This window comes from Pseudoalteromonas pernae, from assembly GCF_039831865.1.
GTDB classification, from domain to species: Bacteria; Pseudomonadota; Gammaproteobacteria; order Enterobacterales; family Alteromonadaceae; genus Pseudoalteromonas; species Pseudoalteromonas pernae.
This window is the reverse complement of sequence record NZ_JBDODM010000002.1, coordinates 807,994-831,136: the sequence shown is the minus strand read 5'-3', so window position 1 is coordinate 831,136 and position 23,143 is coordinate 807,994. Positions and strand designations below refer to the sequence as shown.

General features: G+C 45.7%; 24 protein-coding genes and 1 tRNA gene. 14 read left to right on the top strand and 11 right to left on the bottom strand.

The window, feature by feature from the left end; translation table 11 throughout:
• Positions 1 to 51: 51 nt before the first annotated feature.
• A complete protein-coding gene (zapE, locus tag V1358_RS07980) occupies positions 52 to 1,182 on the top strand; it encodes a cell division protein ZapE (RefSeq protein WP_347393132.1) in 1,131 nt (376 codons plus the stop codon).
• Positions 1,183 to 1,184: 2 nt separating this feature from the next.
• Here the strand turns inward: zapE and slmA are convergent, their stop codons facing one another.
• Both slmA and coaBC read right to left on the bottom strand, forming a co-directional pair.
• A complete protein-coding gene (slmA, locus tag V1358_RS07975) occupies positions 1,185 to 1,772 on the bottom strand; it encodes a nucleoid occlusion factor SlmA (protein WP_347390301.1) in 588 nt (195 codons plus the stop codon).
• A 94-nt stretch (positions 1,773 to 1,866) separates the two neighbouring features.
• Positions 1,867 to 3,054: a bifunctional phosphopantothenoylcysteine decarboxylase/phosphopantothenate--cysteine ligase CoaBC gene (gene coaBC, locus V1358_RS07970; RefSeq protein WP_440589873.1), complete on the bottom strand. Its 1,188-nt coding sequence runs from the start codon at positions 3,052 to 3,054 to the stop codon at positions 1,867 to 1,869.
• Between the two features lie 120 nt (positions 3,055 to 3,174).
• Between coaBC and radC the strand changes: the two genes are divergently transcribed.
• The 3 genes from radC to rpmG all read left to right on the top strand — a co-directional run bounded on the left by radC (position 3,175) and on the right by rpmG (position 4,522).
• The gene (radC, locus tag V1358_RS07965; RefSeq protein WP_347390302.1) at positions 3,175 to 3,849 is read left to right on the top strand and encodes a RadC family protein; all 675 of its coding nucleotides are present in this window, start codon (positions 3,175 to 3,177) and stop codon (positions 3,847 to 3,849) included.
• Positions 3,850 to 4,117: 268 nt separating this feature from the next.
• A complete protein-coding gene (gene rpmB, locus V1358_RS07960; RefSeq protein ID WP_010364213.1) occupies positions 4,118 to 4,354 on the top strand; it encodes a 50S ribosomal protein L28 in 237 nt (78 codons plus the stop codon).
• Positions 4,355 to 4,366: 12 nt separating this feature from the next.
• The gene (gene rpmG / locus V1358_RS07955) at positions 4,367 to 4,522 is read left to right on the top strand and encodes a 50S ribosomal protein L33 (protein WP_099643121.1); all 156 of its coding nucleotides are present in this window, start codon (positions 4,367 to 4,369) and stop codon (positions 4,520 to 4,522) included.
• 191 nt (positions 4,523 to 4,713) lie between these two features.
• On the opposite strand, the gene V1358_RS07950 is transcribed toward rpmG, so the two are convergent.
• A complete protein-coding gene (locus V1358_RS07950; protein WP_347390303.1) occupies positions 4,714 to 6,570 on the bottom strand; it encodes a cation:proton antiporter in 1,857 nt (618 codons plus the stop codon).
• A 549-nt stretch (positions 6,571 to 7,119) separates the two neighbouring features.
• Here V1358_RS07950 and putP point away from each other — a divergent pair.
• Genes putP through V1358_RS07935 form a run of 3 tightly spaced genes read left to right on the top strand, consistent with a single transcriptional unit; the run spans position 7,120 to position 10,990 of the window.
• Positions 7,120 to 8,616 carry a sodium/proline symporter PutP gene (gene putP / locus V1358_RS07945; RefSeq protein ID WP_347393131.1) on the top strand — a complete coding sequence of 499 codons (1,497 nt, stop codon included), beginning with the start codon at positions 7,120 to 7,122 and terminating at the stop codon, positions 8,614 to 8,616.
• Between the two features lie 23 nt (positions 8,617 to 8,639).
• Positions 8,640 to 9,746: a glutamate 5-kinase gene (gene proB, locus V1358_RS07940; RefSeq protein WP_347390305.1), complete on the top strand. Its 1,107-nt coding sequence runs from the start codon at positions 8,640 to 8,642 to the stop codon at positions 9,744 to 9,746.
• On the top strand, positions 9,743 to 10,990 hold the full coding sequence (locus tag V1358_RS07935; protein ID WP_347390306.1) for a glutamate-5-semialdehyde dehydrogenase: 1,248 nt from the start codon (positions 9,743 to 9,745) through the stop codon (positions 10,988 to 10,990). Before proB ends, V1358_RS07935 begins: the two co-directional genes overlap by 4 nt.
• A 76-nt stretch (positions 10,991 to 11,066) precedes the next feature.
• Here V1358_RS07935 and V1358_RS07930 read toward each other — a convergent pair whose 3' ends face one another.
• From V1358_RS07930 to V1358_RS07915, 4 genes are all read right to left on the bottom strand, one after another.
• The gene (locus tag V1358_RS07930) at positions 11,067 to 12,281 is read right to left on the bottom strand and encodes a methyl-accepting chemotaxis protein (RefSeq protein WP_347390307.1); all 1,215 of its coding nucleotides are present in this window, start codon (positions 12,279 to 12,281) and stop codon (positions 11,067 to 11,069) included.
• Positions 12,282 to 12,425: 144 nt separating this feature from the next.
• Positions 12,426 to 13,124: a glycerophosphodiester phosphodiesterase gene (locus V1358_RS07925; protein WP_347390308.1), complete on the bottom strand. Its 699-nt coding sequence runs from the start codon at positions 13,122 to 13,124 to the stop codon at positions 12,426 to 12,428.
• Positions 13,121 to 13,984, bottom strand: coding sequence for a DMT family transporter (locus V1358_RS07920; RefSeq protein WP_347393130.1), 864 nt, complete (start codon positions 13,982 to 13,984; stop codon positions 13,121 to 13,123). Before V1358_RS07920 ends, V1358_RS07925 begins: the two co-directional genes overlap by 4 nt.
• 558 nt (positions 13,985 to 14,542) lie before the next feature.
• Positions 14,543 to 14,618: transfer RNA gene (locus tag V1358_RS07915), tRNA-Ala, on the bottom strand.
• Between the two features lie 152 nt (positions 14,619 to 14,770).
• On the opposite strand from V1358_RS07915, the gene V1358_RS07910 reads away from it, so the two are divergent.
• Complete coding sequence (locus tag V1358_RS07910; RefSeq protein ID WP_347390310.1) at positions 14,771 to 15,163, top strand: hypothetical protein; 393 nt, start codon at positions 14,771 to 14,773, stop codon at positions 15,161 to 15,163.
• Positions 15,163 to 15,696: a prolyl-tRNA synthetase associated domain-containing protein gene (locus V1358_RS07905; RefSeq protein ID WP_347393129.1), complete on the top strand. Its 534-nt coding sequence runs from the start codon at positions 15,163 to 15,165 to the stop codon at positions 15,694 to 15,696. The genes V1358_RS07910 and V1358_RS07905 overlap by 1 nt, the downstream gene beginning before the upstream one ends.
• Here V1358_RS07905 and V1358_RS07900 read toward each other — a convergent pair.
• Positions 15,642 to 16,784, bottom strand: coding sequence for an MFS transporter (locus tag V1358_RS07900; RefSeq protein WP_347393128.1), 1,143 nt, complete (start codon positions 16,782 to 16,784; stop codon positions 15,642 to 15,644). The genes V1358_RS07905 and V1358_RS07900 overlap by 55 nt on opposite strands.
• A 227-nt stretch (positions 16,785 to 17,011) precedes the next feature.
• Between V1358_RS07900 and V1358_RS07895 the strand changes: the two genes are divergently transcribed.
• The 4 genes from V1358_RS07895 (at position 17,012) to V1358_RS07880 (ending at position 20,088) form a co-directional block, all read left to right on the top strand.
• Complete coding sequence (locus V1358_RS07895; protein ID WP_347390313.1) at positions 17,012 to 17,554, top strand: DUF2058 domain-containing protein; 543 nt, start codon at positions 17,012 to 17,014, stop codon at positions 17,552 to 17,554.
• A 131-nt stretch (positions 17,555 to 17,685) separates the two neighbouring features.
• The gene (locus V1358_RS07890; RefSeq protein WP_440589877.1) at positions 17,686 to 18,000 is read left to right on the top strand and encodes a c-type cytochrome; all 315 of its coding nucleotides are present in this window, start codon (positions 17,686 to 17,688) and stop codon (positions 17,998 to 18,000) included.
• Between the two features lie 123 nt (positions 18,001 to 18,123).
• The gene (locus V1358_RS07885; RefSeq protein ID WP_440589872.1) at positions 18,124 to 18,900 is read left to right on the top strand and encodes a class II aldolase/adducin family protein; all 777 of its coding nucleotides are present in this window, start codon (positions 18,124 to 18,126) and stop codon (positions 18,898 to 18,900) included.
• A gap of 12 nt (positions 18,901 to 18,912) precedes the next feature.
• The gene (locus tag V1358_RS07880) at positions 18,913 to 20,088 is read left to right on the top strand and encodes a mandelate racemase/muconate lactonizing enzyme family protein (RefSeq protein WP_347390315.1); all 1,176 of its coding nucleotides are present in this window, start codon (positions 18,913 to 18,915) and stop codon (positions 20,086 to 20,088) included.
• Positions 20,089 to 20,155: 67 nt separating this feature from the next.
• Here V1358_RS07880 and V1358_RS07875 read toward each other — a convergent pair whose 3' ends face one another.
• On the bottom strand, positions 20,156 to 20,527 hold the full coding sequence (locus V1358_RS07875) for a hypothetical protein (RefSeq protein ID WP_347393126.1): 372 nt from the start codon (positions 20,525 to 20,527) through the stop codon (positions 20,156 to 20,158).
• The gene (locus V1358_RS07870) at positions 20,527 to 22,101 is read right to left on the bottom strand and encodes a S41 family peptidase (protein ID WP_347393125.1); all 1,575 of its coding nucleotides are present in this window, start codon (positions 22,099 to 22,101) and stop codon (positions 20,527 to 20,529) included. Before V1358_RS07870 ends, V1358_RS07875 begins: the two co-directional genes overlap by 1 nt.
• A 190-nt stretch (positions 22,102 to 22,291) precedes the next feature.
• Here V1358_RS07870 and V1358_RS07865 point away from each other — a divergent pair, with 190 nt between their 5' ends.
• The gene (locus V1358_RS07865; protein WP_347393124.1) at positions 22,292 to 22,726 is read left to right on the top strand and encodes an META domain-containing protein; all 435 of its coding nucleotides are present in this window, start codon (positions 22,292 to 22,294) and stop codon (positions 22,724 to 22,726) included.
• Here V1358_RS07865 and V1358_RS07860 read toward each other — a convergent pair.
• Positions 22,716 to 23,108, bottom strand: coding sequence for an acyl-CoA thioesterase (locus V1358_RS07860; protein WP_347390319.1), 393 nt, complete (start codon positions 23,106 to 23,108; stop codon positions 22,716 to 22,718). The two genes, V1358_RS07865 and V1358_RS07860, sit on opposite strands and share 11 nt — an antisense overlap.
• Between the last annotated feature and the right edge of the window lie 35 nt (positions 23,109 to 23,143).

Sequence of the window (23,143 nt, the reverse complement as noted above, 5' to 3'; positions counted from 1 at the left end):
TGGTTACAATGGCGCGAGTATAGCCTATGCCAGAGAGCGAAAACAGCAGACTTGAACAAAATCATTGGTCAATATAACCAGCTCGTTGCGTCGCAAAAGATAGTGCCTGACGCTGCGCAGCTCAGTGCACTTGAGCGCTTATCTGAGTTGGCGCAACAACTTGAAAGTGCAGCCGCCAAGTCCAGCTTCTTTTGGCAACGTAAAAAGCGAATCAAAGGCGTGTATTTATTTGGTCCCGTAGGCCGAGGTAAATCCATGATTATGGATTTATTCTTTGCTCATGTGGCCATTACCAACAAACAGCGCCTGCATTTCCATCATTTTATGGCTTGGGTTCATGAGCGTTTGCAGGCTTTGCAAGGGCAAAAGAACCCGATGCAACGCATCGCAAAAGAGTATGCTGTGGATACTCGGTTACTGTGTTTTGATGAGTTTTTTGTCACCGATATCGGTGATGCCATGATCATGGCCCGGTTATTTGAAGCGCTATTCGCACATGGTGTGGTGCTGGTGGCAACCAGCAACTGTGAGCCGCAGCACTTATACCGTAATGGCTTGCAGCGCAGTCGTTTCCTGCCGACCATTGCTTTACTAGAAGCCCATTGTGATGTGTATGATGTCAGCGGGGAACAAGATTATCGCCTGCAAGGATTTGCTGGATTTTCCCATTATTTTCAATACCGTCCTGATGTTCTTATACAACGATTTGAGAAAGAGCAGGGCACTTCGCAACAAAGCCGCTCACTGACTGTACATCACCGTAAGATCCAGTTTTTAGGCTTGTCGGCTAGTGCTGGATGTATCGACTTCTTTGAATTATGTGGATTGGGCAGGGCAAGCGCCGATTACATGGTACTGGCGCAAGAGTTCAATGTGCTGTACGTCGATAATGTGCCCGCTATGGGAATGCAAGCATTGCAACAACACACGGTTCAGGGCGTAGAAGAAGGTTATATTCGTGAGCGTGATGCAATTAACAGCTCTGTTTATGATGATGAGGCTAGGCGTTTTATTGCCCTAGTCGATGAGTTTTATGATAACGGCAAGCTTATCGTTATTGCTGCACATGCGGATATTGATCAATTATATCAAGGTGAGCGGTTGGCATTTGAATATGCGCGAACGCAATCGAGGCTGATAGAAATGCAACGCTGGCCATTGCCTGACCAGCACCAAGACTGAGCTTATAACCAGATTTTCTGTAACTCTTGCCACTGCTTCTCAAATTGTGCACTTGGCTTAGCGGTGAAGTTTGAACGCACAAATTGGTTCATTTTCCCTTCAACGTACGCCAAGAATAAATTAGCGAGTGTGCCTTCATCGCTGGCAAAGGCTTTACCTTCGCGTAATTTGCGCTCACGTAGCACTTGCTTGAATTGCGTTTCGAGTTTTTCGAATAAGCTCTGGATACGCTCACGAAGACGCTCGTTTTCACCTTGTAGCGCATCACCGGTAAGAATCCGCGTAATCCCTGGGTTTTTCTCAGCAAATGCCAAAAGCAGCATCAATATATTGTAGACACGGCTTTGCGTTTCTTTTTCATTCTCTAGGATGATGTTGATACGCGAGAGTAAGGTATCTTCGATAAACTCAATAAGTCCTTCGAACATACGTGCTTTACTTGGGAAGTGACGATAGAGGGCTGCTTCAGATACGCCGACTTCAGCGGCGAGTTTCGCAGTGGTAATACGTTGACCCGGACTGGTCTCCAACATTTGCGCGAGTGATTGCAGAATCTGCTCTTTACGATTAGTGCGACGAGTAGCAGCCATGACGTTCCTTAATAATGCTTTTAGTGGTCGTTGACCTTTATTATGAACGCCATATTAATGGTTTCTGAAATCCCTTTCCAGTCTTTTAATTGCTTTAAATTAACTTTGTTGCAATCTCTTTCATGACAGTGAGTGCTAACTTACGCTTGTCTGTTAGGCCTAAGCTTGTCTCACTATCGGCACTAAATAGGGTAAGGGCATTTTCGTCGCTATTGAATCCTTGGCCTTGAACAGAGACGTCATTCGCACAAATCATATCTAAGTTTTTATTTTTGAGTTTGCCCTTAGCGTAGGTTGCAACATCTTGCGTTTCGGCTGCAAATCCAACGGTAAATGGGCGATTAGCTTTGAGTGCTGCAACATCGGCAATGATGTCAGGGTTTTTGACCAAAGTGAGAGTGAGCTCATCACCTTGCTTTTTCATTTTTTGCTCGGCGATGTCCGCAGCACGATAATCAGCAACGGCTGCACAGCCAATAAATACATCAGATTGTGGGGCTAAAGCCATGGCTTGTTGATGCATCTGCTGTGCGCTTTGCACCGGATAAAGTTGGCTTTTTATGGGGGCGGTCAATGTCACAGGGCCTGAGATCAGGTTTACTTTTGCACCCAATGCTAATGCCGCTTCGGCCAAGGCATAACCCATTTTGCCTGAGCTGTGATTTGAAATATAACGCACTGGGTCGAGCGCTTCACGGGTTGGTCCAGCGGTGATTGTCACGGTTTTTCCAAGTAATACTTGTTCATTTGGTTCCTGACATACTAGTTCCACCAATTCCATTGGCTCAAGCATACGACCAGCGCCCACATCACCACAGGCTTGCTCGCCGCTACCTGGGCCCCAAATTTTGACGCCACGTTGCTCAAGGGTGGCTAAGTTTGTTTTGGTTGCAGGGTGGGCATACATTTGCTGATTCATCGCTGGGGCAATAGCAACTTCAGCATCTGTTGCCAGTAATAAGGTAGTAAGTAAATCATCGGCAATGCCGGCGGCCATTTTGGCAATGATATTGGCGGTGGCCGGTGCAACGAGAATAAGATCTGCCCACTTCGCGAACTCAATGTGGCCCATCGCTGCTTCAGCTTGTGGATCGAGTAGTGAATCAGACACCATTTCGCTCGATACAGCTTGCATCGTTAATGGGGTAATAAAGTGCTTAGCGCTTTGGGTCATCACGACCTTTACTTCGCAGCCTCGTTCTTTCAAACGACGAGTCAATTCAGCACATTTGTAAGCGGCAATACCACCGCTGATCCCAAGGACCACTTTTTTATTAAGCATATCGAGCAGTAATCTTATATAAATCTTATAGCGGTATCAGGTACCTAACATGCTGTAAAAGATACCAGATGTCACGTCTTTGCACTATAGTTTAGCTAAGGTAGCAAGCAAGGAGTGCTTATGCGACTAATGGACATACCCGAGCAACAAAGGCCTCGGGAAAAGCTTTTGAGCCAAGGAGCTCAATCCCTCAGCGATGCTGAATTGCTGGCAATCTTTTTTCGCACCGGTATTCGAGGTGTGAATGCCATTGAACTTGCTCAGCAAGTGCTTAATCATAGCCAGGGGCTGTCTGCTTTGCTCAGTGCGAGCCATGATGATTTTTGCCAGTTAATGGGAATGGGCACTGCAAAATATACCCAACTCCAAGCGGCTATCGAATTAGCAAAGCGACATTTGCTCTGTGATTTGCAGCGAGAAACCGTGTTCACTTCAGTGCAGTCGGTCTCCGATTACCTCAAGCTTGAACTAAAGGGATTACAGCGCGAAGTGTTCTTGGTGTTGTTTTTAGATTCGCAAAATCGACTCATCACACAAGAAATATTATTTAGAGGCACATTGGATGCTGCTTCTGTGTACCCGCGTGAAGTGATCAAGGCGGCGCTGCAATATAACGCTGCATCACTCATTTTTGCGCACAATCATCCCAGTGGTGTGGCTGAGCCGAGTCAGGCAGATAAATTGATAACAAACAAGCTGATACAAGGATTGTCCTTGGTAGATATTCGCGTTCTTGATCACATAATCGTGGGTGGTAGTCAGAGCGTCTCATTTGCTGAACTCGGACTCATTTAAATCGTCTTTATAGTCAAAGAGACATGATGTGGTAAAGATGCCATCGTTTAGTGCAATTTAAATGCAGTTTTTGCTTTCCCTTTGCTGCCTAGATCTCTATAATTAGCCGCTATCAAAATTCATACATGAGCTGATTCTTAGATCAGATTTCTTGATCTTTGCCTGTCTATGCTGTATAAAGAGCGCCCTTCGATTTATCCCGGGGCAGTATACAAAAAGGCCATAAGGGAAAATTAAGCTCGAGCGAAGTTATTGGAGATAAATAGACATGTCTAAAGTCTGTCAAGTTACAGGTAAGCGCCCAGTGGTAGGTAACCACCGCTCACACGCGCGCAACGCGACTAAGCGTCGTTTCCTACCTAACCTACAAACACACCGTTTTTGGGTTGAAAGTGAAAAACGCTTTGTATCACTACGTACTACTACTAAAGGTATGCGTATCATCGACAAAAAAGGCATCGACGCGGTACTTACTGAAATCCGTGCTCGCGGCGAAAAAGTTTAAGGAGCCTGAGTCATGCGTGATAAGATTCGTCTAGTTTCAACTGCCGGTACTGGTTATTTCTACACTACCGACAAGAACAAGCGTAACATGCCTGAAAAAATGGAGATCAAAAAATACGACCCTAAAGCTCGTAAGCACGTGATCTTCAAAGAAGCGAAAATCAAGTAATCTGATTTACCGTTTAAAAGCATATGCTAAAAAGCCCGACCTAGTGTCGGGTTTTTTGTTGCCTGAAATACATGTTAGTAGGAGGACAGAGACCCTAAGCACTGTTATGTGCTTGAGATTATTTGGCAAGGGCAGAAATTAAAGAGTAAAGGGTTGTGCCGTTACTCTTCAGGTATAGACAAAGCCCGACATTATGTCGGGCTTTTTGCTGTTGGTATTTGTGGGTTCTTTGTTGTTGGCACTTGTTGCGCATCTTTGATCACCGACATTTTTGGCGGCTGTAGCGCAACAATCTTTTCGCCAGCTTCAGGTGGGCGTTCCATCTCAATCGTAATGATACGCACCATCTTTTCGGCGCCAATAATGAACAACGGGATTGCCTCGCTATTCATCTCTTGGTATTTCTCCCAATCAAACTCCTCACTCAGACGTGTTGAGCTTACTTTACCGCCTTTGGCGATTAAGCTGCTGAGCTTGGCGTAAGAGCCATTCTCACCGAATAAAATCTGACGAGATAAGAAGGTTGCACTGTCTTTGTTTGCCTTCGCATGGTTCTGTGATGAGCGTAAAGAGAATACCTTGTTCTCACCCAGCAAGTGGCTGAAATATTGAATCCCAAGTGCATTGTGATGACGGTTTGGCGACAAGGCGATGACCTTACTCAAACTAGTAAGTGGTAAGTAGCGCTCTGCGTGCTCAGATTGCGGATTGCCGTAATAGCAGGGCAAGCCATCCATACGTGCCATCTTACAGTTTTCCCATGCCGGGTCAGATAAATGCACGTCGATTTCTTGCTCTTGCAAACCGCGCGCGATGGCACGTGACACATGGTTAGCACCAATAATAAGGATGGTTGATGGGGCGGGCTGGCGCACTCCAAGCAATTTAGCGAGCGGGACCGCTGTGAGGCTATTTAACACCACAGTTACGATGATCACCGTGAAAATCAGCGGCACCATTTTGTTGGCATCAAAAATACCGGCTTCAGCCATACTAAGGGCGAATACAGAGCCAACCGCTGCCGCAACAATACCTCTAGGAGCTATCCACGCAAGCATGAGGCGTGACTTCAGGGGGAGGTCACTGCCATAGGTAGAAAGTAGAATGTTCAGCGGCCTTGCTATGAATAACACGATAGCAAGGAAGATAAACACTTGGCTATCAAGCGCCAGCAAGTCATCAAGCTCTAAGCGGGCCGCAAGCAAAATGAATAGGGTGGAGATAAGAATCATGGATAAGTCTTCTTTAAACTCCAACACCGAATCTATTTCCAAATCATCTTGGTTTGCTAGCCAAATCCCAAATACAGTTACTGCAAGTAGACCTGATTCATGGCTAAGGTGGTTTGATACCGTAAAACTGATAAGTACCAAGGCAAGAATGAAGAATTTATGTAGTTCGTAGGGCAGCCACTCTCGACGAATAAGCTGGGTCGTAATCCAACCAGCGGCAGCACCTAGAGAAAAGCCCACGCTCAGCGTAGTGACTAAGGCTCCGATGGTATGGCTGAATACGCCACCACTCGTACCCACAAGCATAACGGCTTCGAACACCAATACGGCAAAGAGCGCACCGATTGGGTCGATAACAATCCCTTCCCAGCGTAAGACTCTATCAATATCTTCAGTTGGACGCATGGCGTTGAGTAGTGGGGCAATGACCGTAGGCCCCGTCACTACAAGTACAGCGCCGAGTACTGCAGCCACGCGCCAATCTAAGTCTAGTAACCAATAGGCGCTGGTACTGATAACAGCAAAAGTCGCAATCATGCCTATTGAGCATAAATTTCGGACGACTTTGCCGATCCCTTTGAGTTCGCGAAAGTGCAGGGTCAGTGCGCCTTCAAACAAGATGACCGCAACTGATAACGACACTACGGGGAAGAGCAAATCTCCCAATAGTTCGTCTGGTTTTAAATAAGAAGTTGCGGGCCCAAGTAATAAGCCAGTAAGAAGAAGAAACAGAATTGCAGGGACGCGGAAAGTCCAAGCAAGCCACTGTGCAATTACGCTACATAACGCAATACCTGCAATGTAAATTGCTGACATAAAGACCCTTGTAGTCTATCCATGAAACTTAAGTATGAGGCAAGCATGCAGCAATAACAACGTCCTGTCACTAAAATGGGCATAGATTGTTGAATTAAAATAATCGTACTCAGCGTGCGCATAAATTAAAAAGTGTTTATTGGTTAATTGTTTCAGTTGAAAGTATCTTGGTTGGTTTAAACCAGCCTGACAGTCTTTTTTATATGCGTAATTATCTTTTCTTTCCTGTTATAAAGACCATGAATACCCATAATATGAGGGTTTATCTTGATCTTTCGCGCTGTATCCGCATAATATGCTTCGTGAACTAAACATTAGAGTGCTAATTAATTGTGGTTTTCCATTGATGTTTTATGCATCAAACCGTAACACTGTTACGTAAACCACAACTGTTAGTGCTTTCCTTTTAACCTTTTGGGACATGCCATGCCTGTACTGCAAACGAGTACTCGGGCAGGGCAAAACACATGTAAAAATAGGCGCTCTGATAGAGCGGTTTTTTTGTTCCCAAAGCAAAGTCCGCCGTCTTGGCGAACAGGAAGATAAGGAATGCATTTTTATACATACCTCTCTTTAGCTTTGTATTTCATTGCCATGCTTGGCATTGGCTTGTTTGCTTATCGCAATTCTACAAGTGATATTTCTGGCTACATTCTTGGTGGCCGCAAAGTCAGTCCGCATGTAACCGCGTTGTCCGCAGGTGCGTCAGATATGAGTGGCTGGATGTTAATGGGCTTACCAGGGGCTATGTTTCTAAGTGGTTTCGACACAGTGTGGATAGCAGTAGGTCTTGTCGTTGGGGCATTTGCAAACTACATGCTGGTGGCGCCAAGGCTGCGTGTTTACACCGAAATGGCTGATGATGCCCTAACGCTGCCGGACTTTTTTGATAAACGTTTTAATCGTAACAAGAGCGCAATTCGCGTGATTTCAGCTGCGGTTATTATCTTGTTTTTCACCTTGTACACGTCAGCTGGGCTTGTCGCTGGCGGTAAGTTATTCGAGTCGGCTTTTGGTTTGAGTTATCACATCGGTCTTATCGTGACCGTATCTGTGGTGGTTGCTTATACCTTACTAGGTGGCTTTTTGGCTGTGAGCATGACGGACTTTGTGCAAGGCTGCATTATGTTTGTGGCGCTGATTTTAGTGCCCATTGTTGCCTATACGCAGTTCGATAGCTCTGCGCAAATGCTCGACGCTGCGCAGCAAACTATTCCAAGTTGGAGCGAGTCGTGGCAGAGCATTACCTTATTGGGTGTAGTGTCGAGTCTGGCATGGGGGTTAGGCTATTTCGGCCAGCCACATATCATTGTGCGTTTTATGGCAATTCGCTCGGTAGCAGATATCAAAACAGCCCGCAATATAGGTATGAGCTGGATGACAGTGACCATTATTGGCGCATTGGGTACGGGTCTTGTTGGTGTTGCCTATGCCAATCAATTTGGGTTGCAAGTGGACGACCCTGAGACAATCTTTATTTTGTTCTCAGAAATTTTATTTCACCCGTTGATCAGTGGTTTCCTACTGGCGGCTATTTTGGCAGCAATTATGAGCACCATTTCTTCGCAATTGTTGGTGTCTTCAAGCTCGCTAACTGAGGATGTGTATCGCGCATTCAGCAATAAGGAAATCGAACAAGGGACACTGGTAAAAATTGGTCGCGTAGGGGTATTTGCTGTAGCGCTGGTAGCTACCTTGTTAGCCCTTGATAAGTCAAACAGCATACTTTCATTGGTAAGTAATGCATGGGCTGGTTTCGGTGCGGCGTTTGGACCACTGGTGTTATTCAGCTTGTGTTGGTCGAAAACGACCTATCAAGGCGCGCTAGCTGGCATCATTGTCGGTGCTGCGACTGTATTGTTTTGGATTTTCGCCCCAGTACTTAGTGACGGGAGCACGCTAAGTAGTGTGATGTATGAAATTGTTCCCGGTTTTATTGCAAGTTCAATTGCCATTGTTGCGGTGAGTAAGTTCTCACAAGCGCCGAGCACACAGGTGCGCGAGACGTTTTATGCGACAGAGCAAAAACTTGAGCAACTTAGCTAACGCTAGTAAGGAAGATTTACAGAATGCAAAATTTTAAATGGCAACGCATCGTACTCAAAGTCGGCAGTGCCTTAATTGCACCAGAGCAAAATGGCTGTAGTTCTCGCTATTTACTCACCATTGCTCAGTTTATTGTTCGCTGTCGCGCACAAGGTATTGAAGTGATATTGGTATCATCTGGCTCAGTAGCAGCGGGTTCACATCTGTTTCCAGAAGATAAACCTCGCTCTGTGGCATTGAAAAAGGCAATGGCTGCTGCAGGTCAAACAGAGATGATGGCTATGTGGGATCGTTTCTTCGATTTTCCATCGGCGCAAATCTTATTGACCCATGGTGATTTACGTGACCGAGAGCGTTACGAGAGTATTCGTGAAACCATTTTCACCTTGCTTGATCACGGTATCTTGCCAATTATCAATGAGAACGACACGGTAACAACGGACGATCTCAAAGTGGGTGATAACGATAACCTTTCAGCAATGGTGGCTGGTGCCGCTGATGCTGATGCCCTTATGATTTTTTCGGATGTCGATGGCTTGTTCGACAAAAACCCGAACCTTCATACGGATGCTGTGTTGTTGCCTGAGATTGATGAAATCAATGAAGATATTTATGCCATGGCTGGCTGTGCCACCAGTGCTGTTGGTACCGGCGGTATGAAAACTAAGATTGAAGCGGCAGAGAAAGCCACTTCACACGGAATTACTACCTTTATTCTAAATGGTTTTAAGGAACAAACATTTAATCGTTTACTTGAAGGTGATAATCCGGGCACTATCTTTAAGCCGTATGAAAAACCCATGCAAGAAGCTATTCACTGGCGCACACATACGGCAAGTGAGCAGGGGGAGGTCATCGTTGAAGGCAACTTTAATCAGCCTTTAGACGAAAACAGCGAGCAGCTTAACCCAAATGAGATCATTGAGGTTCGCGGTGAATTCTCAGTAGGAGATACCATTTTAGTGCGCAGTGATGACGGTACGAAGATAGCGAAAGCAAAGGCAAACTACAGCAGTTGCTTACTGAACTTTATCGCTGAAAACGAAAGCAGTGAATTCAGCGAAGAAGTACAAGATTCTATCGGCCCAATTATTTCAGATGAAGATATAGCAGTATTGGAGAAATCATGAGTTTAATTAAGGACATTTCAGCTCAAGCAGCGAAAGCCGCAAAGGTTCTCGCGCTGCTTGATACCCAGAGTAAAAACACCGTATTAAAAGATATGGCTAATGCGCTTCGCGCTAACAAAGACAAGATCAAAGCTGAGAATGAAAGCGATCTTGCCCATGCACGAGACAACAATTTGCCTGCGGCCATGGTTGACCGCCTAACATTGACCGATGAGCGCATTGAAGACATGGCGCAAGGCATTGAAGTGATTGCGCAACTAGATGACCCTGTGGGTCAGCTTCGTCCGATGGGCGAGCGCCCAAATGGTATTAAAATTAACAAGATGCGTGTGCCGCTTGGCGTAATCTGTATGATTTACGAAGCGCGCCCGAACGTTACAGCGGACGCCGGCGCTTTATGCTTTAAATCGGGTAATGCAGTTATTTTACGTGGTGGTAAAGAGGCGCTAGGGTCGAGTATGGCCATCGCTTCTGTACTGCACAGCGTACTTGAACAGCATAATCTGCCTACAGCATTGATTTCTGTGATCCCAGATCCTGACCGTGGTCTACTGATGGAATTGATGCAGCAGCGTGACACGATTGATTTAATTATTCCTCGCGGTGGTGAAGGTTTAATTAACTTCGTTACAGAAAACAGTACGATCCCGGTGATTCAACACTTTAAAGGTGTCTGTCACCTGTATGTAGATAAAGATGCGGATTTAGATATCGCATTGAACTTGTTGCTCAATGGTAAAACGCAACGCACTGGAGTGTGTAATGCGCTAGAAGGTCTGGTTGTGCACCAAGATATTGCCGATGCATTTTTGCCTATGGCGGCGAAAGCTTTGGCAGAAAAGGGTGTGCGCATTAACGCAGATGCAAAAGCTGCAACCTATTTTGATGGTGCGAATGTTATCGCTGATGATGAGTTTGGTGAAGAGTATCTCGACCTTGAGATAGCTGTGCGCATTGTGCCTGACTTTAATGGTGCGGTGGAACACATCGATCGTTTTGGCAGTTATCACACCGAAGTGATTTGTACTCAGAACGAGCAAGCAGCAGCTTTATTCCAACGCAGTGTGGATGCATCTGTGGTTATGGTCAATGCATCTTCGCGTTTTTCTGATGGCTCACAGCTTGGCCTTGGTGCCGAAATTGGTATTGCCACCACTAAGTTGCACGCTTACGGACCAATGGGACTTGAGTCTCTTACAACAGAGAAATACCTGGTTAATGGCGTAGGCCAAGTACGCGACTAATCGCTTAAGTTACCCAAATAATTGCAACAAAAAAGCCAGACAATGTCTGGCTTTTTTATGCTTGAAACTATTACAGCTATTGCACAAAGCGCTGCAAGTCATTTTGTGTGGTACGCGTAAGGTGCTCAGAGCGCGCGCATTGCTCTGCTGCTTGGTCAATTTGCGTTTTGGCATCTTCACCTAAGCTGCGTATTTGCTCCACCGACATTTGGGTATTCGCTTGGGTTTGCTCAAGCTCATGGACCGCCGCGACAATTTCCTGTAATTGCTGTTGGTTTTTCTCAAAATCACCGACCAATTGTACGAAACCATTCGCTGTCGTGTTAATAGCATCTTCTGCCTGCGAAGAGTGGTTAATCAGCAACTCAGACTCTTCATTGGTATCAGCTACGAGAGAGTTCATTTGACTAATGAAATCGCTGATTTGTCCGGTCGCGTCGCTGACTTTGAGCGATAAACTACGCACTTCGTCGGCCACCACGGCAAACCCACGTCCAGCTTCACCAGCGCGAGCTGCTTCAATAGCTGCGTTCAATGCCAGTAAATTGGTTTGATCGGCAAAGCCTTCGACCATTTTTAGAATATTACGGATGTTCTCTGAATTCTCTTTTAATCCTGCCACTGTGTCTGCAAAGCGACTGAGCAGATGGGTAATTTGCTGAATTTGCCCGACGAGTTGCGTGAGTTCCTTCGAAGAGGAGTGCACGAATGTGAGGTTTTCCTTGTTGGCGCTAAATACCATATCTGTACTGGCAACAATTTGTTCTAAGCTGTGGGTGACCTGCGTAGTGCTTGCGGCGATTTCATTACTAAATTGCAATTGTCGGGCACCCAAGTCAGCGGTGTTTTGCATTGACAGGTTTACTTGTTGATTGCTGCTCGCGGCTTGCGTTGCGCCCTCATAAGTGGTTGCCAGCAATTCTGAAAGGTGGTGTACAAAGTGGTTATATTGTTCACTGAGTTCGCGAAATTCATCAAAGGTAAATTCCGGCAGGTGTGCGCTGAGGTTAGCATCTTGTTGGTTGATTTCAATGAGGGTGTCACGCATCGCTTGCACGGGGCGCACAATCAGATGACGCATATAGAAAATAGTGAAAATAAAGCCCGCGAAGATAAGCGCTGATAACAGTAGTAGAGCACCTACTCCTTTTTCTTCTAATTCGTTGTATAGCCAAATCAGTGTGATCAGTTGCAGAGTGAATAGGAACCCGAGATTCCCAACAATCTTGCGCGTTAGCGTGAAGAAAAAAGTTTGTTCGATAAAATTGTAAATGCGCATAAACCAACTCATTAGGTGTGGCTCCATCTGCTTACTGAGCATGAGGTAACATGCTCAGTATTGTATAAAGCAAAATATTTTCAAGTGTTTAGCTTTAATACCTGTGCAGATCTGAACTGATAATAAGCTCAGCCCGACACGTACCTAACACTGACTTTACGCTTCTTGGGCTAAGACCATTTTTGTGTTGCAGGGAAAGTTAGTGAACACGCCGTCCAGCCCAAGCTCTTTCATCGCGATGATGTCTTGAGGTTTATCGACAGTGTATGCGTAAACCTCCAGTCCTCTCGCCTTTGCATCTGCAACAAATTCATGATTAACAAAGTTTTTATCCACATGCAGGCTAAATGCATTTAAGCGTTGTGCAAATTCAGCATAGCCCAGTGGAATCGATGATGTTAAAGCGCCAATTTTCACCCAAGGAAGGTGCTGCTTCAACCACATGAGTTGATGGTGATCAAAAGAAGAGACGATAAGTTGTTCGCGTTGTAAGTTTCCCTCGGCAACGCTTTGCTCAAGTGTGGCGACTAGCTTATCGAGAGAGAATGTGTGCTTGAGCTCAAGGTTAAGCATGGTTTGATTTCCGACCCAACCTATAACATCCTGTAACCCGGGTACGCGTTGACCGAGGCCCGCATCAAAGTTTTGGATGTCAGCGTAGGCTGTGGCATTAACCTTGCCCTGTCCTGAAGTGGTTCTATCCAACCAAGAATCATGAATGATCACATAATCATCCAAACAACTTTGCAAATCGACTTCAATACCATCTACGCCAATAAGCAGCGCATTTTCTATGGCTAGCTGGGTATTTTCTGGATAGTTGCCGCTTGCTCCGCGATGTGCAAACACTTTCATGTTTTTTGCCTCGATACTGACCAAGTTTCAAATAAAGCCGCGCTGACGACCAGCAAACCGCCAAATAACGTTGCTAAATCAGGACGTTCTTGTAGCAGCATAAACGCCAAAATTGTTGCGTACAAGGGTTGTAAGCAAGAGATTAATCCTGCTGTGGTTGCACTCAATCCTCGCAAAGATGCTGCAAATAGTGCATGCGGGGCTGCTGTAAATATAATGCCGACTAACAGCAGCAGGGCAATATCTCGCTGAGCTATGTCATACACAGGGACTTCAACAAAGGCACATAGCAAAATAGATGCGATGGCTGTTTGGTAAAGCATGGTTTGCGGGCCGCTATAGTGGGTAAAGTAGCGCTTTTGAAGAATATTACGCATGGCAAAACAAAGCGCTGAGAACACGCCGGTAACAATCCCAAGGGTCACGTCATTACCGAGGTTCGCTTCAGGGACGAGCAAATAGATACCCAAGCTCACCACCATTGCGCTGATGATGTCTTTGAGCTTTGGCAACTGGCGGTTAAGCAAGGGCTCAATTAATACGGTTAAGACCGGATAGCTGAAAAAGGCGATAATACCAATGGTAACGCCTGCTAGTTGCATGCCTTGGAAATAGGTGACCCAGTGCACCCCAACAATCGCACCAAGCATCAACACCACGAGATAGTCTCGCGCGCTCGATAACTTCAATCTTGAACCCTGAAAAGCCAGTAGTACACCTAACGCCACGGCGGCGATAGCCGTGCGATATACGGTAATGTCTAGTGCTGATAGGTTTATGAGTTTGGCAAATAACGCGGTGCCACCAAACATCAATACAGCAATATGAAGGTAAATAAGGCTTTGTTTATGGGGGCTCATTTAAATTATTTGTTCTAAAGCGTAAGAACTTAATAATAAGAGTTATTTCGAGCGGATGTAAGCATTAACGCGGTGAAATAGGCGATTTAGATGATGTGTGTATATTTGAGCCGGGGGATGGGCTTGGATGCCTGACGGCAACAATGGGTAAATCAAAAGAAAGTGGTGGAGCTAAGCAGGGTGAAAAACGCCCGAAAAAAGCACCGTTTTTTTAGTTTTGAACGCGAGATAAGGATATCGAGCTGGGGGATGGGCTTGGACGCCTGACGGCAATAATGGGTAAACCAAAAGAAAGTGGTGGAGCTAAGCAGGGTGAAAAACGCCCGAAAAAAGCACCGCTTTTTTAGTTTTGAACGCGAGATAAGGATATCGAGCCGGGGGATGGGCTTGGACGCCTGACGGCAACAATGGGTAACCAAAAGAAAGTGGTGGAGCTAAGCAGGGTGAAAAACGCCCGAAAAAAGCACCGCTTTTTTAGTTTTGAACGCGAGATAAGGATATCGAGCCGGGGGATGGGCTTGGACGTCGGACGCCGACAATGGGTAAACCAAAAGAAAGTGGTGGAGCTAAGCAGGATCGAACTGCTGACCTCCTGCGTGCAAGGCAGGCGCTCTCCCAGCTGAGCTATAGCCCCACTTCATTGGGATATTCCCGAAGGAACGATGCGTATTTTATAAATTTTTGTGTGGCGGTCAAGCTTCAACTACAAAAAATTTTAATAAAGTGCCAAATCCTTTCATTGCTTTGATACAGTAACTGATAACACTCAGATAGTTAGTATAGATTATGGTCAGAATTTTAAGTGTGGTCATTCTCGGTTTTGTGCTTTCGGCATGCTCTTCATCGCCGGATGAACCACCCTATGAAATCGTTAATAAGCAGTTTTACGACAAAACAGGTGAGCAAGGTGAAAAGCTCTTTGCCTACGTCATGTCGGTCAAGGCGAATAAGCGCAAAGGGCTACGTTTAGATAGGCCTGTTAGTCGCAGCCAGATTAAAGACTATTTGGAACAAGAGCACTTCGATGAGTCTCGAGTACTGAAGCTACAGCTCGAGGACGAGGCTGCGGAAGAGCTAAAAAAAGAGCTCCAACAACGAAATTATTGTGCGGACGGTTATGATATTAACGAAGTTTTGTGGCGAGATTTTAGTGTACAGTTGCGCGGAGCTTGCAAATAGTGGCCGCAGATATTGACGCATTATCAGCGTTATTCGCTGAGTTAAAGATAGACTGTGAGAAACTTGTACATCCGCCATTGGCCACCGCGCAAGCTGCCGATGAAATTGCATTACATCGCCCGGGTGTTCGCCTGAAAAACCTCTTTTTGCGCGACAATTATGGTCGTCGGCACTTTTTACTGATCACAGCGCATGATGCCTTGGTCGACCTCAAAGCGTTATCCAAAGCGCAGCAAATATCTCGCTTGGGATTTGCATCGGACGAAAGGTTGGCAAAATACCTCGGCGTTCAACCTGGTTGTGTGTCCATGTTGGCATTAATGAATGACCCACAGCACCACGTGGAGCTATGGCTTGATGAACAAATTTGGGCGGGCTTTGATGAATATGCCTTGTACCACTGCCATCCATTCGATAACGAGCAAACTTGGCTTATGCCTAAATCGGCATTGCTGCAACTGTTTGCGCATTGGGGGCATCAACCTTTGGTTCTGGAGGTTGCTAGGCGCTCAGGAACAACGATAAACGCGTAACCGGCCAGACACACAAAGGCTAAGCAGGTCAAAAATGCGCGCTCGCCATAAGCTTGATATAGCAATCCAGGTAAAAACGAACCTAAGGCTCCGCCGCAGTAATAAAATGACACATACACACCATTGGTTAAGCTTGCACTGGCTCTACTTAATTTGTTGACCAAAGGTGCTGCGGTGGCATGGATAATAAACATAGAGGCGCAGAAGCAAGTAAAGGCCATTAAGAACAATTCAAATTGTTGCCAGTACATCATGGCAATTGTCACCGTGTAGAACACAAACATGGCGCCCAAAAAGCCAAATAAGTTGTTGCAACGTTTGTGCAGGTAAGGGGTGAGTAAGGTGGCTAATGCCCCCAATAAATAGCCGCTGTAGACCAAGCCGATATTCTTAGTACTGGTCATGGCATAGGTGCTGCGTAAGATAAATGGCAAGTAGTTCAGCAGTGCGGCGAAGCAGAAAAACATACAGAAAACCGCTGCGTACAAACTCATTATACGCGCATTGGCCAGTGCTTTTAAATTCCCTCTCAGTGGAGAATGAGCTTGACGGATAGGGCTTTTTTTCGCGCGAATGAGCAGGGCCAAAAATATCAGTAACGCCGAATTAAACCAAAAAAAGCTCTGCCAATTAATGTATTCACTGAATGCCGCCGCCAACGCTCTTCCGAGAAAACCGCCGGCAATTGTACTGCCGATATAACCACTCATTTTGCTGCTGATATCAGCGTCTTTGTATCTTAGGGCAATGCTTGCGGTCATCGCCGTAAGGGCTGCAGGTAAGGCAATGCCCTGAATAAGTCGGAGCGTTTGCAATTGCCAAAACTGTTCTGTGAAAGGAATGAGGGCATTACTCAACGCTAAGATCACCATGATCCATTGCAACACCTTGTATAAATTACGGCGGTTTAACAACACGCCATAAAGCAAAGGAGCGATGGCCAGCGGCAACATGGTTAATGTCATTAATGACCCTGCTGTTGCAGGACTCACGTTGTATTGCTCGGAAAATAAGGCAAGTAGGGGCTGAACTGCGTACAGCACAAAAAATATTACCACCGAGCAGCAAAGCAATAACCAATATGACATAGCAGTGTAATGGTCTAATAAGGCTGGGTAAATTGTATCATAGGCTGGATGTGTATGGGTAAAGCTTGCGATTAATCAAAGCCTTGTACAATTTAGCATGCTAATTTTGCCAGCATAGATAAACGGCGAGCTGCACGTGACAATTTAATTTCTAATTCGGTGGTCAAAATCTTAAATCAATTGGTATAAACTAAACGCATTCAGTTTGTTTGTATGAAGTGACAAAAATGGGTTCTTTACAAGATCAATTGCTCAAAGCAGGCTTAACCACCGAGCATAAAGCGAAATTAGCTAAAACAGAAAAGCGCAAAGCACAAAAGAAAAAGAAGAAAAAAGGTGCGACGAGCGATCAGAGCGATTTGCAAAAGCATATTGAGGAAACTAAAAAGGCGCAGCAAGAAAAAGCCGCTCAGGTCAATGAGCAGCGTCAAGCTGAATTGAAAGAGCGAGAGCAAGTTGCGCGCGTTAAGCAAATTCTTGAGCACCACAACCAAGATGAGATCCGTGGTCCGGTAACATTTAACTTCACTTATGACAGCAAAATCAAAGAAATTGAAGTTAACGCGCAAACGCAAAAGGCGCTTGCCAATGGTCGTCTTGCAATTTGTGTACTGGAAGGTAAGTTTTATGTATTGCAAGATGAGCCAGCACGCAAAATTGCAGAAGTAGATGAAAAATATATCGTTTTCCATGTGGAAAATGATGATCAAGAAAAAGACGAGGACGATCCTTACGCAGACTACGAAGTACCTGACGATCTGATGTGGTAAGCCTGATTGGCGCAGTAATGTTAGGTTAATTGTAAGTTGCTAGTGTTAGGGACAAGGGTCTACACTCATTCCTAGTGGGAAGAATCCCTCTAATTTTTACCGTCAAAATAAGAGTAAATACTATGAAAAAAATGACAAAAGTACTTATGGGAGCCGGTGCTATCGCAATGTCAGCGATGGCGATGAATGCACAAGCAGCAGATGGTAAGGCTCTATACACTGAGAAAAACTGTCACACCTGCCACGGTGCGGATGGCAAAACGCCCATCATGCCTCTTTACCCTAAGCTTGCAGGCCAAAATAAAGACTACATGGTTGCACAAATGAAAGACATCAAGTCGGGTGCGCGTAGCAACGGTATGTCTATGGCGATGAAAGCCATGGTAGCAAATGTATCAGACGAAGAGTTTGAAGCTATCGCAGCTTACCTTGCTGGTGTTCAGTAAGTAATACGCTATCTATTCGTAAGAAAACCACCGCTTGGGCATGCTCGAACGGTGGTTTTTTGTTGCTTAGCATTTGATAAGTATTTAGACTTCTATACATCTATAAAGTGATTGGAAAAAACTATGAGTGTGATCCCCCATTTACCGCTATTGAGTCTTGAGGGCAAGGTAAGCGAACAAGAGTGGCGCCTTCGCGTTGATTTAGCTGCATGCTATCGACTTGTTGAACACTTTCGTTGGGGAGACTTAATTTACACTCATATGTCGGCACGTATCCCAGGTACTGATGAGTACTTAGTTAATGCATTTGGCTTGAGCTTTGATGAAGTTACCGCTTCGAACTTGGTGAAAGTAAACTTGCAAGGCGATATTGTTGATGAGACACCGCATCAAATTAACCCTGCAGGCTTCACCATTCACAGTGCTATTCACGAAGTGCGCGAAGATGCGCACTGCGTGATTCACCTTCACACCAAAGAAACCATTGCGGTAGCCAGTGTTGAGGGCGGGTTGCAGCCTTACTCACAGCATTCGATGTTTTCACTGCCGTCGCTGTCTTACCATGAGTATGAAGGCCTTGCAGTAAACGACGAGGAAAAGGCTCGTCTACAAAACGATTTAGGTACGACCAATCATATGTTATTGGTCAATCATGGTGGTTTAACCGTGGGCCCAACTGTGGGGGATGCCTTTATGCGTTTCTACGATTTGCAGCGAGCATGTGAAATTCAAGTGGCAATTCAAAGTATGAATCAATCGCCTATCCGAGTGCCTCAGCCAATCATAGATAACATTTATAATCAGGCCAATGTGGTGCACAGCGGCAGTACTGGCGGGCAATTAGCTTGGCCAGCAATGTTACGCAAAGCATATCGTTTAGACCCGAGCTTTGCCGAGTAAGAAGGAAAGAATATGAAAGTTAATCGCGTTGAAGTTTTCGACATTCACTGCCCAGACCGCCCGGCGTGGACACCCGTTTTTGTGCGTATTCACACAGATGAAGGGATCAGTGGTGTTGGTGAAGCTGGTTTAGCTTACGATTTAGGTCACAGTGCCGCGGCCGCCATGATCAAAGAAATGGCAGAAGCCTTTTTGATTGGCCATGACCCGTTCCAAACAGAAATGCTGTGGTCACGTATGCTGCGTGAGAGCTTTTGGGGCTTAGGTGGTGGTCCTGTAGTCTATGCTGCCATGAGTGCGATTGACACTGCGCTGTGGGATATTAAGGGTAAAGCCCTAGGCTTGCCTGTATATCAGCTGCTTGGCGGTAAAGTAAACGATGAACTGCGTACCTATGCGTCGCAATTGCAATTTGACTGGGACACTGAGTTCAAAGCGCTTGTTGAGCCTCAGGAATACGCTGAAGCGGCACTAAAAGCGATGGCTGAGGGCTATGATGCAGTTAAAGTTGATCCTATCCAGTACGACAAGCACGGCAACACTTATTACGACCGCACCAAGATCATCTCACGCGCAGAAATGAAGCTATACCGCGCTCGTATGCAAGCTATTCGTGAAGCGGTAGGCGACGAAGTAGACATCATCTTCGAATGCCACAGTCTGCCGGGGGCAACCTCAGCGATTCAAATCGGTGAAATTGCCGAAGAATTTGATTGTATGTACTACGAAGAGCCTGTGAACTATCTAAATCACTCGTTGCACGCTAAGGTTGCCGACAAGGTAGCAGTGCCAATTGCGGGTGGTGAGCGTTTGTATAACCGTTGGGGCGTGCGTCCTTATCTTGAGGATCAAAGCATTGATGTATTACAGCCAGATATTGGTTTATGTGGTGGTTTTACTGAAACTAAAAAAGTGTGTGATTACGCCGATATCTTTGATGTGCGTATTCAAGCGCACGTGTGCGGTGGTCCAGTGGCTACGGCTGCATCTTTGCATTTGGAAACCGCTATTCCTAACTTCTTAATTCACGAGCATCACACCTACGCCATCAAGAAGTGGAACCGTGAGCTATGTATTCAAGACCCACAACCGGTTAACGGTAAGTTCAAAGTTAGTGAAGCGCCTGGTATCGGTATTGAACTGAACGATGAAGTGGTGATGCGCTCTACACGTGTAGAAATCAAGTAATCACTGTCGCACGAAAAAACAAAAGAGCCAGCATCATGCTGGCTCTTTTGTTTTGTACTCGTCGTTATTATTTACACGACAATTGAGGCGTTGGTATCACCTGCTCAGAGTTCAGATGGCGAATAAAGCACTGTTTGCCATCGGTGAGCAGCATAAAACGATGTGGCATTTCCAATTGTTTTCCCATAATCGGATTGCCATTAGCATCGGCTATTTTCGGCGGTTCAATTACCAAGGAGCTTTTTTCCATAAAGACATTGGTATTGAGATTCACCGACTGACTTCCCACCACTTGTGCAACCACCGCAGCCACCTGCTGGTGGCTGGGTTCGCTTAACGTCGCTGGGCGCAACGCTTCTTCGTCAGCAGTGCTATTACAACCGCTCAGCGCGCTTGTTGATGCCAAGGCGAGTAGGCCAAGTAACTTTGCGCGATGCATTATTGAGACTCCTTATTGAGTGGTGTCATGATGCGGTTGTTGCGCAATTTTGTTTGCCAACGCTCATCACTAATCGACTCACCAATCTGCGCATTGGCATCACTAACAGCATAGCCTTTTAAGCCAGCGGTGCTGGTAGGGGCAGGGCATGAACCTGAACTGCGATAGTTCAATGCGGCATTAAACATGGCTTCACTTGTATCCCCTAAAAGATGGGTAAAGTCATCTGCTACCGCGCAACCCGTTACACGCACAGGGCTAAATGTGCCATCTGTGTAGTTTTGTGGTGCAAAGCCTTCTGCATATTCACCAAAACCTGCATTGTTTACACCGGTGAACTGAATAGTGAAGAATGTCGTGTCGCAGTTATCTGTTGGGTAAAAACCATAAGGCTTACCGCACGTTTTACCGCCAATAAGAACCACTTCAAAGCCTCGGCTTTGTGGAATTCCGCGCAAGCCATTAATGAGTGCTTCACTGGCTGAACAGGTGTTACCCGTAGTTAAGATAAACACTCGCTCTAAATTTAAGCTAGGTAAAGGGGAGCCTTCACTCACCCCTGAATCTGGATCAAAACCGATGTATTCATCAAAAAATGGAAAAGATTGCGCATTCTCAGAAAGCGGGTTGCTTGGGTTGTTGTTAAAGATGGTCCGCTCGAATACCAGATTACTGGTATTTGCTGAGCCGGCAATCATGTAGCCGAGTTGCGCAGCCATAGCAAGGTAGCCACCACCGTTATAACGCATATCAATAACCAAATCGCTTACGTTTTGTGCCGCTAGGTAATTAAATGCATCATAGAGTTCACGTTCAGCAGGAGCATTGTGGTCGTTAAATTGTACGTAGCCAACATTACCCGTTGTAGTACTCACTGTTTTTACATTCATTACCGAATCTTGGGTAATTTGTGCGGAAGTTAGCGTGATAGTGCGCTCTTCGTTACTACCGACCAATTTAAATGTAAAGTCTGTCTGAACACCTGTTTGTGAAGGGAATAGAGCCGCATTAATGGCATCTACCGCAGCCTGAGTATTGGCATTAACGACATCGACACCATTTACATCGACAATTTGCCAACCACGTTGCACGCCAGCAGTGACAGCAGCGGTTCCTGGCTCGGTGTAGCTCACGTACACTTCGCGCGGTGGTGATGCTTTAACTATCTTGTAGTTGAAGCCATACCCCATCACTGAGCCACTTTGCTGACTTTGCTGCCACTCAGAGGTGGGCATACTGAAGTGGAAGTTATCTTTATCTGCACCGGATGCGGTTTTTTCTTCGGTCTTGAGTAGATCAAAGTAGTCAATAACCCCAGCAATAGATGCGGGGTCTCTATCGGTGATTTCGTCATACCAAAGATAGGTTTCATTACTCCACGAGCGTAACCAATTTTTCTGATTAAGGTTTGCACACTGACCTTTGAACTGTTCAGAGGGGGCAAACTCACCGGCGACCCAGCCAGTCGGTGTGGTAGGTGGTGTCGTTGTGTCATTGCTGCCACCGCCACCACACGCAAATAGGAGTGAAGTCAACGCGCTGACAAGTAAAGGTTTTACAAAGCGATTATCCATAACATGCCTCATTTATGAGAAGTCTGTAATTAACTCTATACTAAAGCGTGTATCGGTGTAAAAAGGAAGTTAAATGTTATGTCTTATAGCACTTTATTACACTGTCGGCAGTGCAAAGCGGGCGTCATTGATTTAGCATATCGCCTTTATGCCTCCCGTGGCTTGTTTCATCGCAATAGGTATTGAGCTTGTGCAAAAAAGAGTGGCGTTTTGTACTTTAGTAAGTGTGTTGTTATTTGGCTGTGCGTCAACAGATCAAGGCTTAGCAGAAGACGTGCAATTTAAAAATTGGCAATTAATTAAAGTGGATACAAATTCGATTGCCAGTAGCGCCCATGTTCGTTTTATCGATGCAATGGAGATAGAAGGCCATACAGGGTGTAACGACTTTTTTGCCAGCAGCGCCATCTTTGATGAGCAACTGCGTATAGACAATCTTGGGATGACATACAAAGTGTGTGAGCAGGTCGAGAGCGATGTTGAGCAAGCACTGTTACAGACACTGAAATCGAACCCTGCGGTTGTGGTGGGTGCAGACACTATGGTGCTGACTGGTGCCCACACCCTTACTTTTCAGGCTCTACCTATTCAGGCGCTACCTATTCAGGCGCTACCTAATCAGTAAAAAGATTCTCAAGCTCTTGGGGCACAAAAGGGCGTCCTTGTGCATTCACGGAAGTGCCAATGACCTTTGCTTTCAATGCCAATTTGTCGTCATGAGCGCGGTAAATGTGCTGAATAAACGCGAATTTTAAACGGCTCTCGCGAACCACTTCGACGGTCACATAAAACGCATCACCCGGCATCAACGAGCTCTTGTAATCCATCTCACTGCGAACAACCACTAAGTTGATTTTATCGCGCGCAAGCGCCGCAAAGTCGATGTTTTTTTCGAGCAAGTATTCGTGGCGAGCGTGTTCTAAGTAGTTGAAGTACACACTATTATTAACTATCCCTTGCAAGTCGCATTCATAATCGCGTACTTTCATATCAAGACGAAACGTCATTATTTTTAATCCTATATTTTTATTTATCGCTGATG